General features: G+C 72.7%; 13 protein-coding genes. 5 read left to right on the forward strand and 8 right to left on the reverse strand.

Going from position 1 to position 17098, the window contains the following annotated elements:
- On the forward strand, positions 1-573 hold the full coding sequence (locus WMF28_RS37750) for a response regulator transcription factor (RefSeq protein ID WP_437598426.1): 573 nt from the start codon (positions 1-3) through the stop codon (positions 571-573).
- Here the strand turns inward: WMF28_RS37750 and WMF28_RS37755 are convergent.
- Complete coding sequence (locus tag WMF28_RS37755) at positions 570-1766, reverse strand: trans-sulfuration enzyme family protein (RefSeq protein WP_437598427.1); 1197 nt, start codon at positions 1764-1766, stop codon at positions 570-572. The two genes, WMF28_RS37750 and WMF28_RS37755, sit on opposite strands and share 4 nt — an antisense overlap.
- 91 nt (positions 1767-1857) lie before the next feature.
- Here WMF28_RS37755 and WMF28_RS37760 point away from each other — a divergent pair, with 91 nt between their 5' ends.
- Positions 1858-3528: a nitrite/sulfite reductase gene (locus WMF28_RS37760; RefSeq protein WP_437598428.1), complete on the forward strand. Its 1671-nt coding sequence runs from the start codon at positions 1858-1860 to the stop codon at positions 3526-3528.
- A 31-nt stretch (positions 3529-3559) separates the two neighbouring features.
- Here the strand turns inward: WMF28_RS37760 and WMF28_RS37765 are convergent, their stop codons facing one another.
- From WMF28_RS37765 to WMF28_RS37785, 5 genes are all read right to left on the reverse strand, one after another.
- Positions 3560-5677 carry an ATP-dependent helicase gene (locus WMF28_RS37765; protein ID WP_437598429.1) on the reverse strand — a complete coding sequence of 706 codons (2118 nt, stop codon included), beginning with the start codon at positions 5675-5677 and terminating at the stop codon, positions 3560-3562.
- 87 nt (positions 5678-5764) lie between these two features.
- A complete protein-coding gene (locus tag WMF28_RS37770) occupies positions 5765-6757 on the reverse strand; it encodes a hypothetical protein (protein ID WP_437598430.1) in 993 nt (330 codons plus the stop codon).
- A gap of 51 nt (positions 6758-6808) precedes the next feature.
- The gene (locus WMF28_RS37775; protein WP_437598431.1) at positions 6809-8215 is read right to left on the reverse strand and encodes a serine/threonine-protein kinase; all 1407 of its coding nucleotides are present in this window, start codon (positions 8213-8215) and stop codon (positions 6809-6811) included.
- Positions 8212-9204: a serine/threonine-protein kinase gene (locus WMF28_RS37780; RefSeq protein WP_437598432.1), complete on the reverse strand. Its 993-nt coding sequence runs from the start codon at positions 9202-9204 to the stop codon at positions 8212-8214. Before WMF28_RS37780 ends, WMF28_RS37775 begins: the two co-directional genes overlap by 4 nt.
- Positions 9205-9390: 186 nt before the next feature.
- Positions 9391-10782, reverse strand: a complete 1392-nt coding sequence (locus tag WMF28_RS37785) for an extensin family protein (RefSeq protein ID WP_437598433.1) — start codon at positions 10780-10782, stop codon at positions 9391-9393.
- Positions 10783-10978: 196 nt separating this feature from the next.
- Between WMF28_RS37785 and mrtC the strand changes: the two genes are divergently transcribed.
- A complete protein-coding gene (gene mrtC, locus WMF28_RS37790) occupies positions 10979-11791 on the forward strand; it encodes a myxosortase MrtC (protein WP_437598434.1) in 813 nt (270 codons plus the stop codon).
- Positions 11788-12540: an HAD family hydrolase gene (locus WMF28_RS37795; RefSeq protein ID WP_437598436.1), complete on the forward strand. Its 753-nt coding sequence runs from the start codon at positions 11788-11790 to the stop codon at positions 12538-12540. The genes mrtC and WMF28_RS37795 overlap by 4 nt, the downstream gene beginning before the upstream one ends.
- 40 nt (positions 12541-12580) lie before the next feature.
- Here the strand turns inward: WMF28_RS37795 and WMF28_RS37800 are convergent, their stop codons facing one another.
- Entirely contained in the window at positions 12581-13708 is a 1128-nt protein-coding gene (locus WMF28_RS37800; protein ID WP_437598438.1) for an AI-2E family transporter, read from the reverse strand.
- A gap of 195 nt (positions 13709-13903) precedes the next feature.
- Here WMF28_RS37800 and WMF28_RS37805 point away from each other — a divergent pair, with 195 nt between their 5' ends.
- Entirely contained in the window at positions 13904-14668 is a 765-nt protein-coding gene (locus tag WMF28_RS37805) for a TM2 domain-containing protein (RefSeq protein WP_437598439.1), read from the forward strand.
- 182 nt (positions 14669-14850) lie between these two features.
- On the opposite strand, the gene WMF28_RS37810 is transcribed toward WMF28_RS37805, so the two are convergent.
- On the reverse strand, positions 14851-16950 hold the full coding sequence (locus tag WMF28_RS37810) for a beta-galactosidase (RefSeq protein WP_437598441.1): 2100 nt from the start codon (positions 16948-16950) through the stop codon (positions 14851-14853).
- Positions 16951-17098: the final 148 nt, after the last annotated feature.

Raw genomic sequence — 17098 nt, forward strand, 5'->3', positions numbered from 1 at the left:
ATGGCGCGACGGATCGAGACTGCGCTGCTCGTGGACGACGACGACGCGTTCCGCACGACCCTGCAGGGAGCGCTGCGGCGCCGCGGCGTCGTGGCGAGGACCGCGGCGACGATCGACGAGGGGCTCGTGGCGCTCGAGTACGAGCCGGTGGACCTCGTGGTCATCGACTACCGCATGCCGCGCGGCGACGGGCTCAGCGCGCTCGCCAAGTACCGCAAGCTGCAGCCCGACGCGGCGATCGTGATGCTGACCGGGTTCGGGGACATCCCGCTCGCGGTGGCGGCGATGCGCGAGGGCGCGGACACGCTGCTCAGCAAGCCCGTCGACGCGGACAAGCTCCTGCGCGAGGCCGCGAACCTGCGCGAGGCCGCGAGCCTGCGCGACCGCCAGCGGCCCCCGCCGTCCTCGGCGGCGCCGACGCCTCCGCCCGGGAGCCTGAAGCTGGACGACCTGGAGCGCGAGGCGATCCGCGCCGCGCTCCGGGAGTCGGGCGGCGTGGTGGCCACCGCGGCGAAGCTGCTCGGGATCGACCGGCGGACGCTGCAGCGGAAGCTGCGGAAGCTCGGGAGCTAGGCCTTGCCGAGCGCGTCGAGCGCGCCGAGGACGTCCTTCACGACGTCCTCCGCCTCCTCGACGCCGACCGACAGGCGGATCAGCGCGGGGGAGATGCCGATCGCGGCGAGCTGCTCGTCGCTCAGCTCGTGGAAGCTCATGATGCACGGCTGCTCGATGAGCGTCTCCACGCCGCCGAAGCTCGGGGCGATCGCGGCGATGCGCGTGCCGTCGACGACGCGCGCGGCCGCCTCGCGCCCGCCGCGCACGATGAAGCTCACGACGCCGCCGAAGCCGCGCATCTGCTCGGCCGCGACCTTGTGATCCGGGTGCGACGGGAGCCCCGGGTAGAACACCCGCTCCACGGCGGGGTGCGCCTCGAGCGCGCGCGCCACCGCGAGCCCCGTCGCGTTCTGCCGCTCGACGCGGAGCGCGAGCGTCTTCATCCCGCGGCCGACCAGCGCCGCGGCGTGGGGGTCCATGATGCCGCCGAGGACGCTGCGCATGTCGCGGACCAGCGAGATCAGCGCGTTCGACCCGGACACCGCGCCGCCGAGGACGTCGTTGTGGCCGGACAGGTACTTGCTGGCGCTGTGGACGACGAGGTCGATGCCGCGCCCGATCGGGTCGGAGTTGTACGGGGTCGCGAACGTCGCGTCGACGATCGTCTTGACGCGCGCCTTCTTGCAGATCTCGGCGAAGCGGGAGAGGTCGATGCAGTGCAGGTACGGGTTCGTCGGCGACTCGCTCAGCGCGAAGCGGGTGCGCGGCCTGAAGGCCGCCTCGAGCTGGTCGAACGCGCCCGGGTCGATCAGCGTGTGCTCGACGCCGAGCCGCGAGAGCACGTGGATCACGAACTGCCGCGTGCGGCGGTACACGTCGCGGAACAGGATGACGTGATCGCCCGCCTTGAGCAGGGCGAACGCCGTGGTCGTCACCGCCGCCATCCCGCTCGCGAAGAGCAGCGCGTCCTCGGCGCGATCGAGCGCCGCGATCCGCTGCTCGACCTCGCGCACGGTGGGGTTTCCGTAGCGGCCGTACTCCTGCCGCTCCGGGTCCACGTCGCCCCCGGCGAAGTAGCGCTCGAGATCCGCTGTGTTCGCAAACGTGTACGTCGCCGTCTGCGCGATCGCGGGCGCGAGGGTGTGGGACGGACGCTCGCGGAGCACACCCGCGTGCACAGCATCGGTCGAGGTCGGCAGATCGGTCTTCATGGGAGGCAGGAAGGGGCCCGGTGCTTCCCTTGCACCGGCTTTGATAATTGTCGCACTTGACGCGTCGGAAATATAGGGAATACCATCGGTCATGTTGCAACCAGTCGAGCGCCTTGCGGCGGCCATCGACGAACACGCCGAGAACGTCGCCAAATTCAAACGTGGTGAGCTGACCCCTGACCAGTTCCGCCCGCTTCGGCTGGCCATGGGGGTCTACGCGCAGCTCGCGCACGTTAAGCACATGCAGCGCATCAAGATCCCGGGCGGGCAGCTGACGGCAGCGCAGCTCGAAGCGCTCGCCGAAGTGACCGAGCGGTGGGGTCGCGGGCTAGCGCACGTCACAACACGCCAGGACATCCAGCTCCACTACCTGGAGATCGAGGAGACCATCGACCTGCAGCACGCGCTGGCGCGCGCAGGTGTGACCACGGTCGGCGCGTGCGCCGACACCCTCCGCAACGTCACCGCGTCGCACCTCGCGGGGGTCGTCGAGGACGAGGTGTTCGACGTGACGCCGTACGCGCACGCGGTCACGGAGCACTTCCTCTTCCACGAGCACAACCGGCGCCTGCCCCGGAAGTTCAAGGTGAGCCTGTCGGGCAGCGCGCGCGATCACGCGCAGCTCATGATCAACGACGTCGGCCTGCTGGCCAAGGTCGGCGATCTCGGCCAGGGCTTCACCGTCTACGTGGCGGGCGGGCTCGGCTCGACGCCCGAGATCGCCCATCTCTGGCGGGAGTTCATCCCGGTCTCGGACGTGCTGCTGGTGTGCGAGGCGGTGGTGAGCGTGTTCCACCGGGACGGCGAGCGGAAGAACCGGAAGAAGGCGCGGCTCAAGTTCCTGATCCGCAAGCTCGGCGAGGCCGAGTTCCTGCGCCGGCTCGACGAGGAGTTCGATCGCATCAAGGCGGCGCGGGGCGAGGCGCTCGCGGCCGAGGTGGCGCGGTACGTGTCCGAGTACCGGGAGAGCGACCCGCCCCCGCTCACGCCGTCGCGAGAGACGCTGGGCGACGGCGCCTATGCGCGCTGGAAGCGGACCAACACGATCGCGCAGACGCAGCCCGGCTACCGGGTGGCGACGGTCAAGCTGCCGCTCGGCGACATCACGAGCGAGCAGCTGAAGAGCCTGGCCGACCTCTCCCGGCGCTACGCCAACGGCGAGGTGCGGGCGACGAACACCCAGAACTTCGTGCTGCGCTGGGTGCCGGAGGGGCAGCTGCTCAACCTGCACCGCGAGCTCTCGCAGCTCGGCCTCGCCGAGGCGGACGCCGGGCACATCACCGACGTGGTGGCCTGCCCCGGCGGCGACTACTGCACGCTCGCGATCACGAAGAGCATGCAGGTCGGGGCGCGCATCCGGGAGCACCTGGTGCCGAACGGCAGCCGCCAGGAGGCCGACGATTTCGTGAGCGCCCTCGGCGAGTTCGACATCAAGATCTCGGGGTGCCCGAACTCGTGCGGTCAGCACCACGTCGCCGACATCGGGATGACGGGCCTGATGGTGAAGGGCAAGGACGGGGTCGAGCGCCCGCACTACTCGCTCCGCGTGGGCGGCTGCTGCGGCCCGAGCGCGCGCATCGGCGAGCGCCTCGACGGCCGCATCCCCGAGGAGGAGACGCCCAAGGTGATCGCCGCCATCGCGCGGCACTACATGGCCGGCCGCGCCGAGGGCGAGAGCTTCCGCGACTTCGTCACGCGCAAGGGCGTGCAGGAGATCACCCGCGCCGGCTTCGCTGCCGCCTCCGAGGGCTCCGCCATCTGATCCCCCGCCCCCCGCCGTCCCCGGCGCCCGCTCAGATGCGGCGGCGGGGGACGACGGGGGGATCCCCGGCGAACGGGTTTATCGACAGCGCGGCCAGCACGCCGGCAGCCCCCGCCTTGACCTTCTCCATCGCCGGAGCGACGGGCGCGAGCTCCTCGCGCTCGTCCAGGAGCTCGGGGGGGATGTCGAGCATGAACCTGCTCGGCGTCCTCGGCACCATCTTGCCGCGCGACCCGCGGTGCTTGGCCCGCATGAGGTAGAGCCGATCGCGGGCCCGCGTGACCGCGACGTAGAAGAGCCGGCGCTCCTCCTCGATGCTGTGCCCGCCCGCCTCTCCGCCCTCGGCGCTGATCGGGGCGGCGTCCGTGGCGCGCTCGTCGAGGCTGCGCTGGTGGGGCATCAGCCCCTCCTCCAGGCCGATCACGAAGACGTAAGGGAACTCCAGGCCCTTCGCGCCGTGCATCGTGGTGAGCGTCACGCGATCGGTGGCCTCGTCCTCCTCGGAGTCCTGCCGCAGGGCGAGCAGCCGCAGGAACTCGGCGAAGCTCGCGCGGTCCCCCTTCCCCTTCTCGTCGCGGCGCCCGAAGACGTTGAGCAGGCCCTCGAGGTTGCCCCAGCGGCGCGCGGCGGCGTTGTTCGTGGAGGAGCCGGTCATGATGTCCTCCTTGAAGCCGGCGTCGTCGAGGAGCGCGCGGGCGACCGCCGCGGAGGGCTCGCCGCGCTCGAGCCGCGCGCGCGAGGCCTCGATGATCCGGAGCAGCTGGCGGCACCCCTCGATCGCGGCGGAGCTCAGCTCGTGGATGGCGTGCGGCCGCGACACCGCCGTCCAGAGCGAGGTGTCGTGCGCCGTCGCGTAGGCGCCGAGCTTGGCGACCGCGGCGTCGCCGACGCCGCGCGCCGGGTAGTTCAGGATGCGCCGCAGCGACATCTCGTCGTTCGGGTTCAGCGCGACGCGCAGGTAAGCGATGAGGTCCTTGACCTCCTTGCGCTCGAAGAACTGCTGGCCGCCGATCATCCGGATCGGGATCTGCCGCTCCTTGAGGGCCGACTCGATCGCGGCCGCCTGGAGGTTCGAGCGGTAGAGCACGGCGATGTCCTTCGGCCGCGCGGCCTCGCGCTCCAGGAGGCGCTGCGCCTCCGTGGCCACGAAGCTCGCCTCGACGTCGGGGTCGGCGCAGATGATGGACCGCACCGTGTCGCCCTCCTCGCGGGTGGCGATGAGCGACTTCTTGTGCCGCCGGGCGCCGGACTTGGCGAGCACCGCGTTGGCGACGTCGAGGATGGGCTTGCGCGAGCGGTAGTTGTGCTCGAGCTTGACGACCTTCGCGCCCGAGAAATGCTCCTCGAAATCGAGGATGTTGCGCACGTCGGCGCCGCGCCAGGCGTAGATCGACTGGTCGTCGTCGCCGACGACGCACACGTTGCGGTGCTCTCCGCAGAGCAGGCGCAGCAGCTCGAGCTGGGCGCGGTTCGTGTCCTGGTACTCGTCGACGATCACGAAGCGGTAGCGCATCCGCCAGCGCTCGAGGACGTCGGCGCGCGCCTGCCAGAGGCGGACCACCTCGCAGATGAGGTCGTCGAAGTCGAAGGCCTGGAACGAGCGCAGCGCCGCGATGTAGCGCGGGTACACGAGCATCGAGATCTCGTCGTAATCGTCGATGCCCTTGCCCTGCCGCTGCGCCTCGGCCCACGTCTCGGCGTCGAGGAACGCGTTCTTGGCGTTCGAGATGCGAGAGAGGATCGCGCCGACGTCGTAGCTCTTGCCGGCGCGGAGCTCGCGGAGGATCTCGCGGATGACCCCCAGCGCGTCGGACTGGTCGAAGATGGCGAAGGAGCCGCCTCGCAGGCCGAGGGCGCGGGTCTCCGCGCCGAGCACGTCGAGGCCGAAGCGGTGGAAGGTGCAGACCTTGAGCTCGCGCGCGACCTTCGAGCCGACGAGCTTGCCGACGCGCTCGTGCATCTCGGCGGCGGCCTTGTTGGTGAAGGTCATCGCCAGGATGGAGCGCGCCGAGACGCCGCGATCGAGCAGGCGGGCGATCCGCGTGGTCACGACCCGCGTCTTGCCGGATCCGGCGCCGGCGAGCACCAGCATTGGCCCGAGCTCGTGCTCGACGGCCGCACGTTGAGACGGGTTCAATAAGCTCGACACCGTGCCGTGGACTAGCCCGGAGGGCGCCGGAGCGGGAGCTTGATTTTACCGGAGCGCAGCGCAGGCGCGGAATGCGGCTGGAAAGGCTCAATGTCCAGGCGGCGTGGCGAACTGCCCCGGGAACGGGTTCGCCTCCCGGCGGCGCCGGACGTCATCGAGCGTCCAGGGCGCCGTGCCGCGCTCGTGGAAGAGGGCCACGCCGATCACGCCGACGTTCCTCGTGTCGCCGTGCTTCTGGTTCGCATAGGAGCCGCGGACCGAGCCGAAGCGGAACGCCGCGACCGTGTCCAGGCTCTGACGGAAACCGTCGATCTCGAGCTCGCCGTGGGGATCGACCAGGTAACCGCGCTTGCCGAACGCCGCGGGCTGGCCGTCCATGACGTCGAGGCCGTCGACCGATACGACGCACTCGACCCGGTTCGGCGTGAGGTTGCGCAGCACGATGCTGTAGCGCTGGCCGGCCTCGCCGACGACGTGGCTCGTCTCGCCGGCGACGAAGCCGCTCAGGAAGCCGCCGCCCTCGCCGCGCAGCCCGATCGCGACGGCGCCGCCGGCGAGCGTGAAGGCCTGCGGCGACGTGCGGCGGAAGCCGGACGCGCTCGCCATGGCGCGGGCCCCCTCGGCGTCGTTGTAGAACAGGCTCGCGACAACGAACGGCCGCGCGGCGTCGGCGCGGACGAACGGCGCGGTCGAGATGCGGGACACGCGCGTCTCGCCCCACTCGGTGCCGAGGCCCGGGCGGTCGATCGGCTCCGGGGCGACCTGGCGGCTCGGCGCCTTGCGCGCCGCCCCCTCGGCGCGGCCTTCGTCGCGCGTGGACGAGGGGCGCTCGACCTCGGCGGAGGGCGCCATGGGCGAGGCCTCGCGCGGCGGCGGGGCCGGCGCGCCCGGATCGGAGGCGGCGCCGTCCGAGAGCCCGGGTGCGCCGGAGGCGGCGAACCCGGGCGCGCTGGCGGTCGCGCCTGCGCCCTTCGGCGCGGAGTCCGCCGGCCGCGTCGCGGTGCTGCCGCCGCACGAGGCGGCGCCCGCGAGGAGCGAGATCGCCAAACAAGCCAGCCCGATTCGTCGCGTCCGGTTCATGGTCCCTCCACTCCGCATTGCGGCGTCGACAGGAGAACGGGCTCGACGAGGCTACCTTACAGCCGAGCGCGCCTGCGCCGCGGCCTGCGCGGACCGCGGCGAAGGCGCGGGGTGATCGCCCGCCACGATCCAGCGCTGCGCGAGCGTGAGCCCGAGCGCGGCGGACGCGAGGGCGAGCGCGCAGACGCCGAGGGCGGCGGCGCGCGACGCGGCGCGGGCGACGTGCTGCGCGGGCCATGCGCGCGGCTTCGAGCGCGTCCGCAGGCGGCGGGGGAGGAGCGCGGCTCCGGCGCTGCGGCGGCCCGGCGAGGCGAGCGCCGTCGTGCGCTGCGCGGCGGCGGGCGCGACGGCGCGGGCGCCCGCGCCGGCCGCGACGGCGTCGAAGGCGGTCGGGGTGAGCTCCGTCGCGCTGGCCGCGAGCGCCGCGCACGACGGCGCTCCGTCGTGCAGGCGGCGCGCAGCGGCCTCCATGTCGGCGGCCGTCTGGAAGCGATGCTCGGGCGCCTTCGCGATGGCGCGAAGGATCAGCGTATCGAGGGCGGCCGGGATGGGCTGCGGCGCGAAGCGCGACGGCGGGGGCGGCTCCCGCTCGCAGTGAGCGAAGCGGAGCTCATCGCGCCGGCCGCGCAGCTCGTCGAACGGGCCTCGGCCGGCGACGAGCTCGTAAAGGACGAGGCCCATCGCGTAGATGTCCGCGCGCGGATCGATCGGCCGGGCGGCGCATTGCTCGGGCGCCATCATCCTCGGCGTGCCGATGACCGCGTCCGGGGCGGTCAGCGAGGCGCCGGCGTGGAGGAGCTTGGCGATGCCGAAGTCGAGGACCTTGAGCGTGCCGTCGTCGCACAGAAACAGGTTCTCCAGCTTGAGGTCGCGGTGGACGATGCCGGCCGCGTGGGCGAGCGACAGCGCGGAGAGGGCCTGCAGGACCAGGCGGAGCGCGGTCGGGACGGCGACCACGCCGAGGCGCGCGAGCTCGGTCCTGAGGTCGCGCCCCTCGAGCAGCTCCATGGCGAAGTAGGGGCGGCCGCCTTCGGTGGTGCCGAGATCGAACACCTCGGGCAGGCTCCGGTGGCGCAGGCGGGCGATCGAGCGCGCCTCGGCGCGCATGCGCGCCGAAAGATCGCTTCGGCCAGCGTGGATGCGGTGCAGCAGCTTCACCGCGAACCGGCGGCCGAGCTCACGGTGCTCGACCTCGTACACCTCGCCCATGCCGCCCTGACCGAGCAGGCGCACCACGACGTACGGGGTACCGGGGAGCGATTCGCCCTCGATGAGCGCGCGGAGCGGCCACGCCTCCTCGGACGGCTCCACCTCGCCCAGCGCGTGGAGCAGCCGCGCGCGTTCGGACGGCTCCACCTCGCCCAGCGCGTGGAGCGGCCGCGCGCGAGGAGCCTGCGGCGCGAGCAGCGCGCCGCCCGCGTACAGGAGCGTGCGGCCCTCAGCGGACGCGCCGTTCATCGCGCCCCTCCGTCCGCGAGCTGCGCCCGCGCGCTGCCCGCGCCGCCGGGCGGGGCGGCCCGCCCCGGGTCGTCGTGAGCGGGCGTCTCCCTGCCTCCGTCTTCTCCCTGCGCCTCCGCGAGCGCGGCGGCCATCGCGTCCGCCGTTTGCCAGCGGAGCCCCGGGTCCTTCTCGAGGGCGCGCGCGACCGCGTGGTCGAGCGCCGGAGGTACCCAGAGGAGCGAGCGGAGCCGCGGCGCCGGCGTGCCGAGGTGCGCCCGCATCACCGCCATCGAGTCGACCACCGGAAACGGCCCTCGCCCGGTGATCGCCTCGAACAGCAGGAGCCCCACCGCGTAGACGTCGGTGCGCGCGTCGACCTCCTCGCCCCGGATCTGCTCGGGCGACAGGTAGCGCGGCGTGCCGAGGACGTTCGAGCCCGTCGACGGCCCGAGCGCCTCGCAGCTCACCTTGGCGATGCCGAAGTCGATCAGCACCGCGTGCTCGGCCTGGGGCGCGCCGGGCGCGCTCTCCAGGCCGGCCGCGCCCTGCTCGGCGCCGCTCGCCTGCGCGAGGAAGACGTTGGCCGGCTTGATGTCGCGGTGGACGATGCCGGCGCGGTGGGTCGCGGCGAGCCCGCCGAGCACCTGGATGGCGATGCACACGGCGGTGGGCGCCGCGAGCGGTCCGTGCGCGTCGAGCCGCTCGCGCAGCGTCTCGCCGAAGAGGCGCGGCATGACGAGGAAGGGACGGCCGTCGCTCGTCACGCCGACCTCCTCGACCTTCACGATGTGCGGGTGGCTCAGCGTCGAGAGCGCGCGCCCCTCCTGGACGAGGCGCGCGCCGACCTCGCTCGACCCCTCGTGCATGGCGCGGAGCAGCTTGAGCGCGCGCAGCTGGCCGCGGCGACCCGTCACCTCGAAGACCTCGGAGCACGAGCCTGCCCCGATCCTCCGGAGCAGGCGGTAGGAAGTCCCCGGGAGCGGCTGTCCGTCTTTCTTCTGCACCATGTCCGTCGACCTCCCTCGCGAGGGCGCGCGGCGGAGCGCCGGCGCCTTCGTTCGGGAAGGGAATCGTCGCTCTCGGGGCGGGAGTTGCGCGCAGAAACCGCTCAGCTCATCAAAAAACGCGCAATCAACGGATGTGCAGTGGGGCGCGGCGCCCCGTTCAGGGCTGTACAGGGGCGCGGCGCGCGCTCAGTGATAGAGAAACCACCGGACGCCCGGCTTGATCTCCATATGGTAATGGTCGGCGTGCGGCGCGTTGTAATTGGGCGTCAGCACGTACGTGAAAATCCCGAGATCCGCCGCCTCGCACACGATCGACCGGAGCTCGCGCGCCTCGGGGAGCTCGGGCTGGGGCGCCCCCTCGCCGCAGGTCTTGTCCCCGATGCGCCCGTGGAAGTGGCGAGCGACGCTGATCCAGGTGCCGTCGCGCTTCTTGAGCGCGCCTACGTCGATGGCCAGGCCCGCGGGGTGACGCGTGCCGGGCGGCGCCCACGCGCCGCGGGGCTTCTGGCCAGCGTCGCTACGCGGCGCCACGTCGCCGCGGGGCTTCTGGCCAGCGTCGCTGCGCGGCGCCACGTCGCCGCGGGGCTTCTGGCCAGCGTCGCTGCGCAGCGCGACGCCGCCGCGGCGCTTGGCCGGAGACGCCGTGGCCCGGGTCGACGTCACGGGCTCGCGATGGGCGGCGCGGCGCGCGCCGGTCTTGCCAGCGGCCTTGACGGGCGCACTGCGCGCTGCGGTCGTCCGCTCCGGTTTGCCCGGAGCGCTGGACGCCGCGCTTCGAGCGGCCGCCGTCGCGCCCTTCTCCTTCGCGCCGCCCTCCGCCGTGCCCTTCTCCTTCGCGCTGCCCTCCTTCGCGCCGCCCTCCTTCGCGCCGCCCTCCTTCGCGCCCTTCTCCTTCGCGCCCTTCTCCTTCGCGCCCTTCTCCTTCGCGCCGCCCTCCGCCGCGCCCTTCTCCTTCAGGCGTCGCGGGCGCTCCTCGGGCGCCTTCGACGTCCCGTCGAGCGCGCCCTTCTTGCCCAGCTCGACCGGCGGTGCGGACCTCGTCGATTCCTTGCGAACGTCGCTGTCCGCGGCCTTTGCCTGCGCGGTCCCGTGCCCGTGCCCGTGCGCTGCCTCGTCGTCGCCCCCCCCGCGGCCCGGCATCGGCACGTTGGGTCGATACATCGTGTAATGGACGACCTCGTCGATATCGTGCCGCGAGAGCACGACCGCGAAATCGTCGAGGGCGAGCGCAAGGCGCGCGTCCAGGATCTCGAACATGCTCGCCACGCGCTGCTCGGGCGGGAGCACCGAATGGAAGTACACGCCGTTCAGCCGGCCCGTGAGCCGGATCGGCGCGCGCACGCCGGGCGCGCGGTCGACCCTGAGGTACAGGATCTTCCGGCGATCCAGCTCGGCCATCGCCTCGTCGTCCGTCATGTTGGCGTAGCGGTACGCCGGGGAGGCCTCGGCGACGCTCGCCGCCGGTGTCATGAGGAACGGCGAAGCGGCCAGCGCGGGCGCCGGACCGAGCGCCACAGAGGACGCAAGCAGCGCGCAGGCCAGCGGCTTCAGCAGACAGCGAAGTCGGGAAAACGCCACAGCGGCCGCACTCTAACGTGACTGGGCGGGAAGGCCAGAAAACGGGCGATGGCTGGACCTGTGAGCAGCGCCGGGCTCGCGAGCCCGCCGCGCTGGCCGTCGCGCAGCGCCGGGCTCGCGGTTACGCTGGGCGCGCGCGGCCGCGACGCCCGCGGCGCCGCCATCCCCGCGCGCATCCCTCCGCGACGAACACGCCTTGCAACCGCCGACGCCCATCGAACCGAGCCGCGACGTGCACCCCCGAGCCGGCGCCGAGGCGCCCGGCGCGCCGGCCGAGGTGGACGCCGCGGGCGCGCTCCACGGCGAGCGCCCACGGCCTCCCGAGCCGACCGCCGCGCGCACGCTCCTCGCCGCGGCCATCACGACCGCCGCCGTGACGGCGGTGTCCTACGCGGCGCCGAAGAGCTACGCCGGCACGCTCGTCGGCCTCACGTTCCTCGCGGCGACGTTCTGGCTCGTGCTGCGGTACGACGAGGCGACGATCCGCGCCCACGGCCTGTCGCTCGGGGGGATCCTCGAGCCCGTGCCGCTGTCGGCAGAGCGGCTCGCCCGCGCCGCGCTCCACGCCGTCGCCTGGGCCGCCCTGGCCGCCGCGCTCTTCTTCCCGGCGTTCTGGCTCGGCTACCGGATGTACTGGGGCGTGACCTCGCCGTTCGTGCTGCGCCCGCCGTCCGCCGACGAGATCGCCGCGCAGCTGCTCGTGGTCGCGCTGCCCGAGGAGGCGTTCTTCCGCGGCTACCTCCAGAGCGCCCTCGACCGCGTCTTCCCGGCGCGCGTCCGCGTCCTCGGCGCGACGCTCGGCCCGGCGTGGCTCGTCTCGTCGGCGATCTTCGCGCTCGGCCACGTGCTCACGATCCTGCACCCCGCGCGGCTCGCCGTGTTCTTCCCCGCGCTCCTCTTCGGGTGGCTGCGGGCGCGCACCGGCGGCATCGGGGCGCCGCTGCTGTTCCACGCGGCGTGCAATCTCTTCTCCCTCACCCTCGCCAACGGCTACGTTCAATCGCCGTGAGCACCTCGTTCGACGAGACGGCGCCGGGCCCCGCGCGCAGCGCCGGCCCGCCGCCGCTGCAGGACGGCGCCGTGCCGCGGGACGGCCGCGCGGCGCGCCGGCGCGCGGCGCTGTTCGACATGGACCGCACGCTGCTGCGCAAGGAGACGGCGAGCCTCTACGTGAAGTACCAGCGCCAGATCGGCGAGGCGACGACGCGCGATCTCCTGAGGACCCTCTACTGGGTCGGGCAATACACGCTCGGCATCCTCGACGCCGAGAAGGTCGTCGAGCGGGCGCTGATCGCGCTCCGGGGCGTGCCCGAGACCGTCCTCGCGGCCCGCTGCGACGACTGGTTCCGGCTCCACGTCGAGCCGCACATCGCCGACGCGGGGCGCGAGGCCGTGCGGCGGCACCAGGCGGCAGGAGACCTCTGCGCCATCGTGACCGGCGCGACCCTCTATGCCTCGCGCCCGCTGGCCAGGCGGCTCAGGATCGAGCACCTCGTCGCGAGCGAGCTCGAGATCGACGAGCGCGGTCACTTCACCGGCCGCGCCGCGCCCCCGCTCTGCCTCGGAGAGGGCAAGGTCGCGCGCGCGGGGGCGCTGGCCGATGCGCAGGGCTTCCGGCTGGAGGACGCGACGTTCTACACGGACAGCATCAGCGATCTGCCGCTCCTCGAGCTCGTGGCGGAGCCGGTCGCCGTGAACCCCGACCCGCGGCTGCGCCGCGTCGCCGAGCGGCGGGGCTACCGCATCGAGCGCTGGTGAGGGCGCCGCGCGCGGCTCGCTCGCAGCGCGCGCCGTCGGCTCACGCGGGCGGCGGTCGAGAGCCCGGCGGCGGTCGAGAGCCCGGCGGCGGCCGCGATGTCGGCGAGCCCATCGAGGGCGGCGGCTGCGAGGTGTGCGGCCCCACCGGGAGGCTCGCGCGGGTGTTGACCGCCCAGATGACGAACGCGGCGACGACCGGACCGATGAAGATGCCTGCTGCGCCGAACAGCTCGAGCCCACCGAAGATGGAGAGCAGGGCGATGAGCGGGTGCATCCCGCCGTGCGAGCTCTGGACCCACGGCCGGATCACGTTGTCCGAGAGCCCGACGAGGACGGCCGCGGCGCACATGCCGATGCCCCCGCCGATGCGCCCGATGACGAACAGGTAGATGGCCGCGCCCAGCGTCACCGGCGTGGTGCCGATCATGGGGACGAGCGAGAGCAGCGTGGCGAGGAGGCCGAGCAGGAAAGCGCCCGGTACCTTGCAAACGAAGAGCGCGATCGTCGTCAGCGTCCCCTGGACGGCCGCCGTCGCGAGCAGGCCGAGGACGGCGCCGTTCACCGTGTCCTGGATCGACGCAAAGAGGACGTCGGTCTCCTCGTTCCTGAACGGCGACTGCTTGAGCAGCCAGCGCAGCAGCTGGCCGCCGTCGCGGAGCAGGTAGTACAGCGCCACGATGAACAGGAAGGCGTCGACGATCGTCTGCGGCACCGCGGCGACCATGCCCCCCGCGAAGCCCGCCATCGAGCTGCCCACCCGCTGGAACAGGTTGCTCACGTACGTGCGGACGTCGTCCCCGGAGAGGCCGGCCCTGTTGAGGAGCCCCGTCAGCCGCCCGTCATTCAGGAGGCCCTGGACGCCCTCAATGGTGCTCGACCAGTCCCGGGAGAAGAAGCGGCTGATCGAGGCAGAAGCCTCGATGATGATCACGGCGAGCGGGATGCACACGAGGATCACCACGCCGATCGTGGAGATCGCAGGCGCGAGCTGGCGGAAGCGGCCGAGTCGAGGCGCGAGGCGGCGCTGGAGCGGGGAGACGAGGAGCGCGACCAGGCCGCCGAGCAGGACGGGGACGAGCAGCCCCTTCACCATCCAGAAGAACAGCGCGATGAGCCCCGCCCGGAGGGAGAACGACAGCCATCGATCGGACAGGGTATCTTGGTTCATCGCCGGTAGCGTTCGCCTGGTACGCCGCGCTCAGCGGCGCGCTGGGGGCCAAGGTAGGGTGGGCCTCCGGCGACCACCAGCGATTTCCGCGTTGCGCGAGCGCAGCGCGGCGGTTCCGGGATACAGTCAAGCTCGGCCGACGACCGCGGAGGCTCTCGGCAGCCTTCACCGCCGCGTCAGCTGGAGGGAGCGAGCATGAGCACGAGCGGTGGCGGGGTTCCGCCCGGGGGCGGAAGCTGGGGGAGCGGAGGTGGAAGCTGGGGAAACGGCGGCGGCTGGGGCTCGAGCCCTCCGGGCGGCCAGGGCGTGGCGCCGGGCGGGGGCGCGCCCTCGCCAGGCGGATACCCGCCGCCGGGCGGGGGAGCTTCGCCGCCGGGTGGGGGCTACCCGCCTCCCGGCGGAGGATACCCGCCGCCGGGCGCAGGATGGGGCGCACCGCCGGGAGGACAGGGCGGGCCGCCCGGAGGCGGCTGGGGGCCGCCGCCGGCGTACGGCGGCGGGCCGCCGCACCCCGGAGCGATGCAGCCCTACTCCGACAAGGATCAGGCGACAGCCTTCCTGCTCGCGGCCTTTCTCGGGATCTTCGGCGCCGATCGCCTCTACCTCGGCCAGACCGGGCTCGGCCTCCTGAAGCTGTTCACCTGCGGCGGTTTCGGATTCTGGACCCTCATCGATCTGGTCCTCATCGGCACCGGATCCATGCGAGACGCCCAGGGCCTCGTGCTCAAGCGCGACACGCCCGTCGGTTATCCGACCAAGAGCCAGTCCACGCTCTTCTTGCTCTCGTATTTCCTGGGGACCCTGGGCGCGGATCGCTTCTATCTGGGACAGACCGGGCTCGGCATCGCCAAGCTCTTGACGTGCGGCGGATTCGGCATTTGGTCGCTGATCGACATGCTCATGATCGGCATGGGCCGCTTCCGCGACGCCGAAGGCAACTCGCTGCGGTTCGAGCGCTGACCACGAGGCGGCGCGCCACCAAAGCTCGTTCCCGGTTCCCTGATGGAACGAATCAGGACCACAGAGCCTCTTTATTCTCTCCTCTGTGCCCTCTGTGGCTTCTTCTCTCACGAAACCAGGGACGAGCTTGGTCGATGCGATACGCTTGAGCCGAGACGGCGAGCTCTCTCCCTCGCGCGCCGTCACTCCAGCGCAAGCATCCGCACCGAGCGGGGCACGAGCCGAACCTCCAGCGCCCCTCGCCGCGCCTCGAAGTGCGCGTCGTCCAGGACGTCGCGCGCGCGCGACGCGCTCACGGTGACGCGCGCCACCACGTCCGCGTCCCCGGGGTTCAGCAGGAAAAGCACCCGCGGCGTGCCGGACGCGTCCTCGTGCAGCGTGGCGAACACGCTGTCGGGATCGCACGCGAAGGTCGGCAGGCCGAGCGCGTCGATGGCACGCGACACCGCGGAGTCCGCCGCGGCCGGGTCGTCCTGGAGGAGCGCCGGCAGGTTCTGCCCGGGGGCGAGGAGCCGCCGCAGGTCGTACGGCTGCGGGAGCGGGCGGAAGGCGCCGTCGAACACGGGCTCGCGCGGGCCGAGCGTGATCAGCGTCCCCTGCCCCGCCGTCGCCTCGAGCCACGCGAACAGCTCCGGGCTCAGGCCGCCCGAGGTCGCGCAGATGACCCAGCGCGCCCCCACGAGCGAGATGTCGCGATCCTCGCCCCCCACGTGGGCGTAGGGGACGCCGCGCGCGTCGAGCGCCTCCTCGAACGCGCGCACGAACGTGTCGGGCTCCACCGCGAGCGGGTAGCCGAGCCCGAGATCGTCCTCCAGGCAGCGGTCGCGCGCGCCGAAGTTCATGATCGAGAAGAAGGCCCCGGTGAGCGGGCCGAAGGCGTGCATCACGCGGGTGAGCCGGCGCTCGGTGCGCGGCGTGACGATGCGCACCGGCGCCGGGCGGCGGAGCGCGTGAAACCTCGTGGCCTCGAGCGCCGTGGAGAGCTTCCGCCAGAAGGCGGCGAACGGGCGCGGGCGGCCGTGCGGATCGATCGGCGCGCCGATCCAGCGATCGCGCTCGACCGCCATGTAGATGTTGTACCCGCGCAGCCCGTAGGCGAGCGCGGCCATCATCACGAAGATGCTGTCGCGCTCATCGAGCGGCGGGAAGAACGGCGGGAAGCCGGCGCCCATCTCGCACGCGAAGGGCGGCAGGGAGAGCGCCTCGCAGCGCACGGCGAGCTCGCTCGTCCGGCGGGCGATGATCTGGCGGCTGCTCGGGCTCGCGACGCTGTAGTAGTCGAGGCCGACGAGGTCGACGACGCGCGAGATGCGGGCCGGGTTGAGCGGCGTCGCATCCTGGCCCATCGGGAAGTTGTGCATCGTGGGCAGCCCGTCGAGCCCGGCCGCGGCGAGCGCCTTCGCGAAGCGGCCCATGGCGACCTCGAGGAGGTGCTCGTGGAACTCGCTCCAGTCGAGGTGGCGCGCGAGCTCGGCCGGCGCCTCGGCGTCGAACGCGACCGGCGGCGTGATCGTGGCGAACCGCAGGCCGCCCTCCTCGACGGGCGCGCGCTCGCGGGCCACCGCGCGCAGGAGCGCCGCGCCGGCGTCCTCGACCGCGGCGCCCTCCGGCGGGGGATCCGCCCGCCGCGCGTACACGCGCTGGAGCGCCTCGATCGTGCGGTACTTCTCGCGCAGGAAGTCGCGGTACAGGGAGATCGCGTCCGGGTGGTAGTCCTGGTCGTACGCGCCGTCGCGGAAGTAGAGCGCGCCCTCGTTGTCGATCTGGAGGAGCACGATCGGCCCGTCCGGATAGAGGTACGGCTTGAGCACAGGGGCGAGCGCGTGGAAGTAGCGGGCGACCTCGTCGTGGAATGCGTTGCTCGCGTAGCTCGGGACCGGGAACCCGTAGGGGAGCATCGGGAGCACGACCGGGTTGTTCCGCGCGGAGCGGGCCTGGCAGCTCGGGTCCCAGATGACGCGCTCGGGGATGCCGAAGCAGGTGAGCTCCGCGTTGATGTGCGGGCCCGGGCGGGCGATGACGTAAAAGCCGAGATCGTGCGCGAGACGGAGAAAGGCGCCGACGTCGCGGCGCAGATCGACTTGGCCGAAATCGAACTGGCCCGGACCGGTCTCGTGAACGGCCCAGGGCACATAGATGTCGATCAGGTGAACGCCGAGCGCCCGCGTGGCCTCGAGGCAAGCGCGCCAGTCCGACGGATCGAGGCGCCAGTAATGCAGGCTGCCGGCGTACAGCGGGACCAGCTTGCCGCCGATGTCCAGGCCGCCCGGGACAAGGCGCACCCCTCGCGTGAAACGGTTTTCTGGAGAGCTCGAGTCCTGCGTCGTCGCCACGCGCGCGCACACTAGCAAGGATCGCGGGGAGATCGATACCGCCGCGTGCGGCCGGGCGAGCGCGCGCCCGTCGAGGAGGGCGGTCGCCGCTCAGCGC

Origin of the sequence: Sorangium sp. So ce590 (assembly GCF_051521365.1) — a bacterium.
Classification (GTDB): domain Bacteria; phylum Myxococcota_A; class Polyangia; order Polyangiales; family Polyangiaceae; genus Sorangium.

Bases quoted from the DNA above. Each gene is read 5' to 3' on its own strand.
- WMF28_RS37750 (WP_437598426.1), top strand. From the start codon at position 1: ATGGCGCGACGGATCGAGACTGCGCTGCTCGTGGACGACGACGACGCG.
- WMF28_RS37755 (WP_437598427.1), bottom strand. From the start codon at position 1,766: ATGAAGACCGATCTGCCGACCTCGACCGATGCTGTGCACGCGGGTGTG.
- WMF28_RS37760 (WP_437598428.1), top strand. From the start codon at position 1,858: ATGTTGCAACCAGTCGAGCGCCTTGCGGCGGCCATCGACGAACACGCC.
- WMF28_RS37770 (WP_437598430.1), bottom strand. From the start codon at position 6,757: ATGAACCGGACGCGACGAATCGGGCTGGCTTGTTTGGCGATCTCGCTC.
- WMF28_RS37775 (WP_437598431.1), bottom strand. From the start codon at position 8,215: ATGAACGGCGCGTCCGCTGAGGGCCGCACGCTCCTGTACGCGGGCGGC.
- WMF28_RS37780 (WP_437598432.1), bottom strand. From the start codon at position 9,204: ATGGTGCAGAAGAAAGACGGACAGCCGCTCCCGGGGACTTCCTACCGC.
- WMF28_RS37800 (WP_437598438.1), bottom strand. From the start codon at position 13,708: ATGAACCAAGATACCCTGTCCGATCGATGGCTGTCGTTCTCCCTCCGG.
- WMF28_RS37805 (WP_437598439.1), top strand. From the start codon at position 13,904: ATGAGCACGAGCGGTGGCGGGGTTCCGCCCGGGGGCGGAAGCTGGGGG.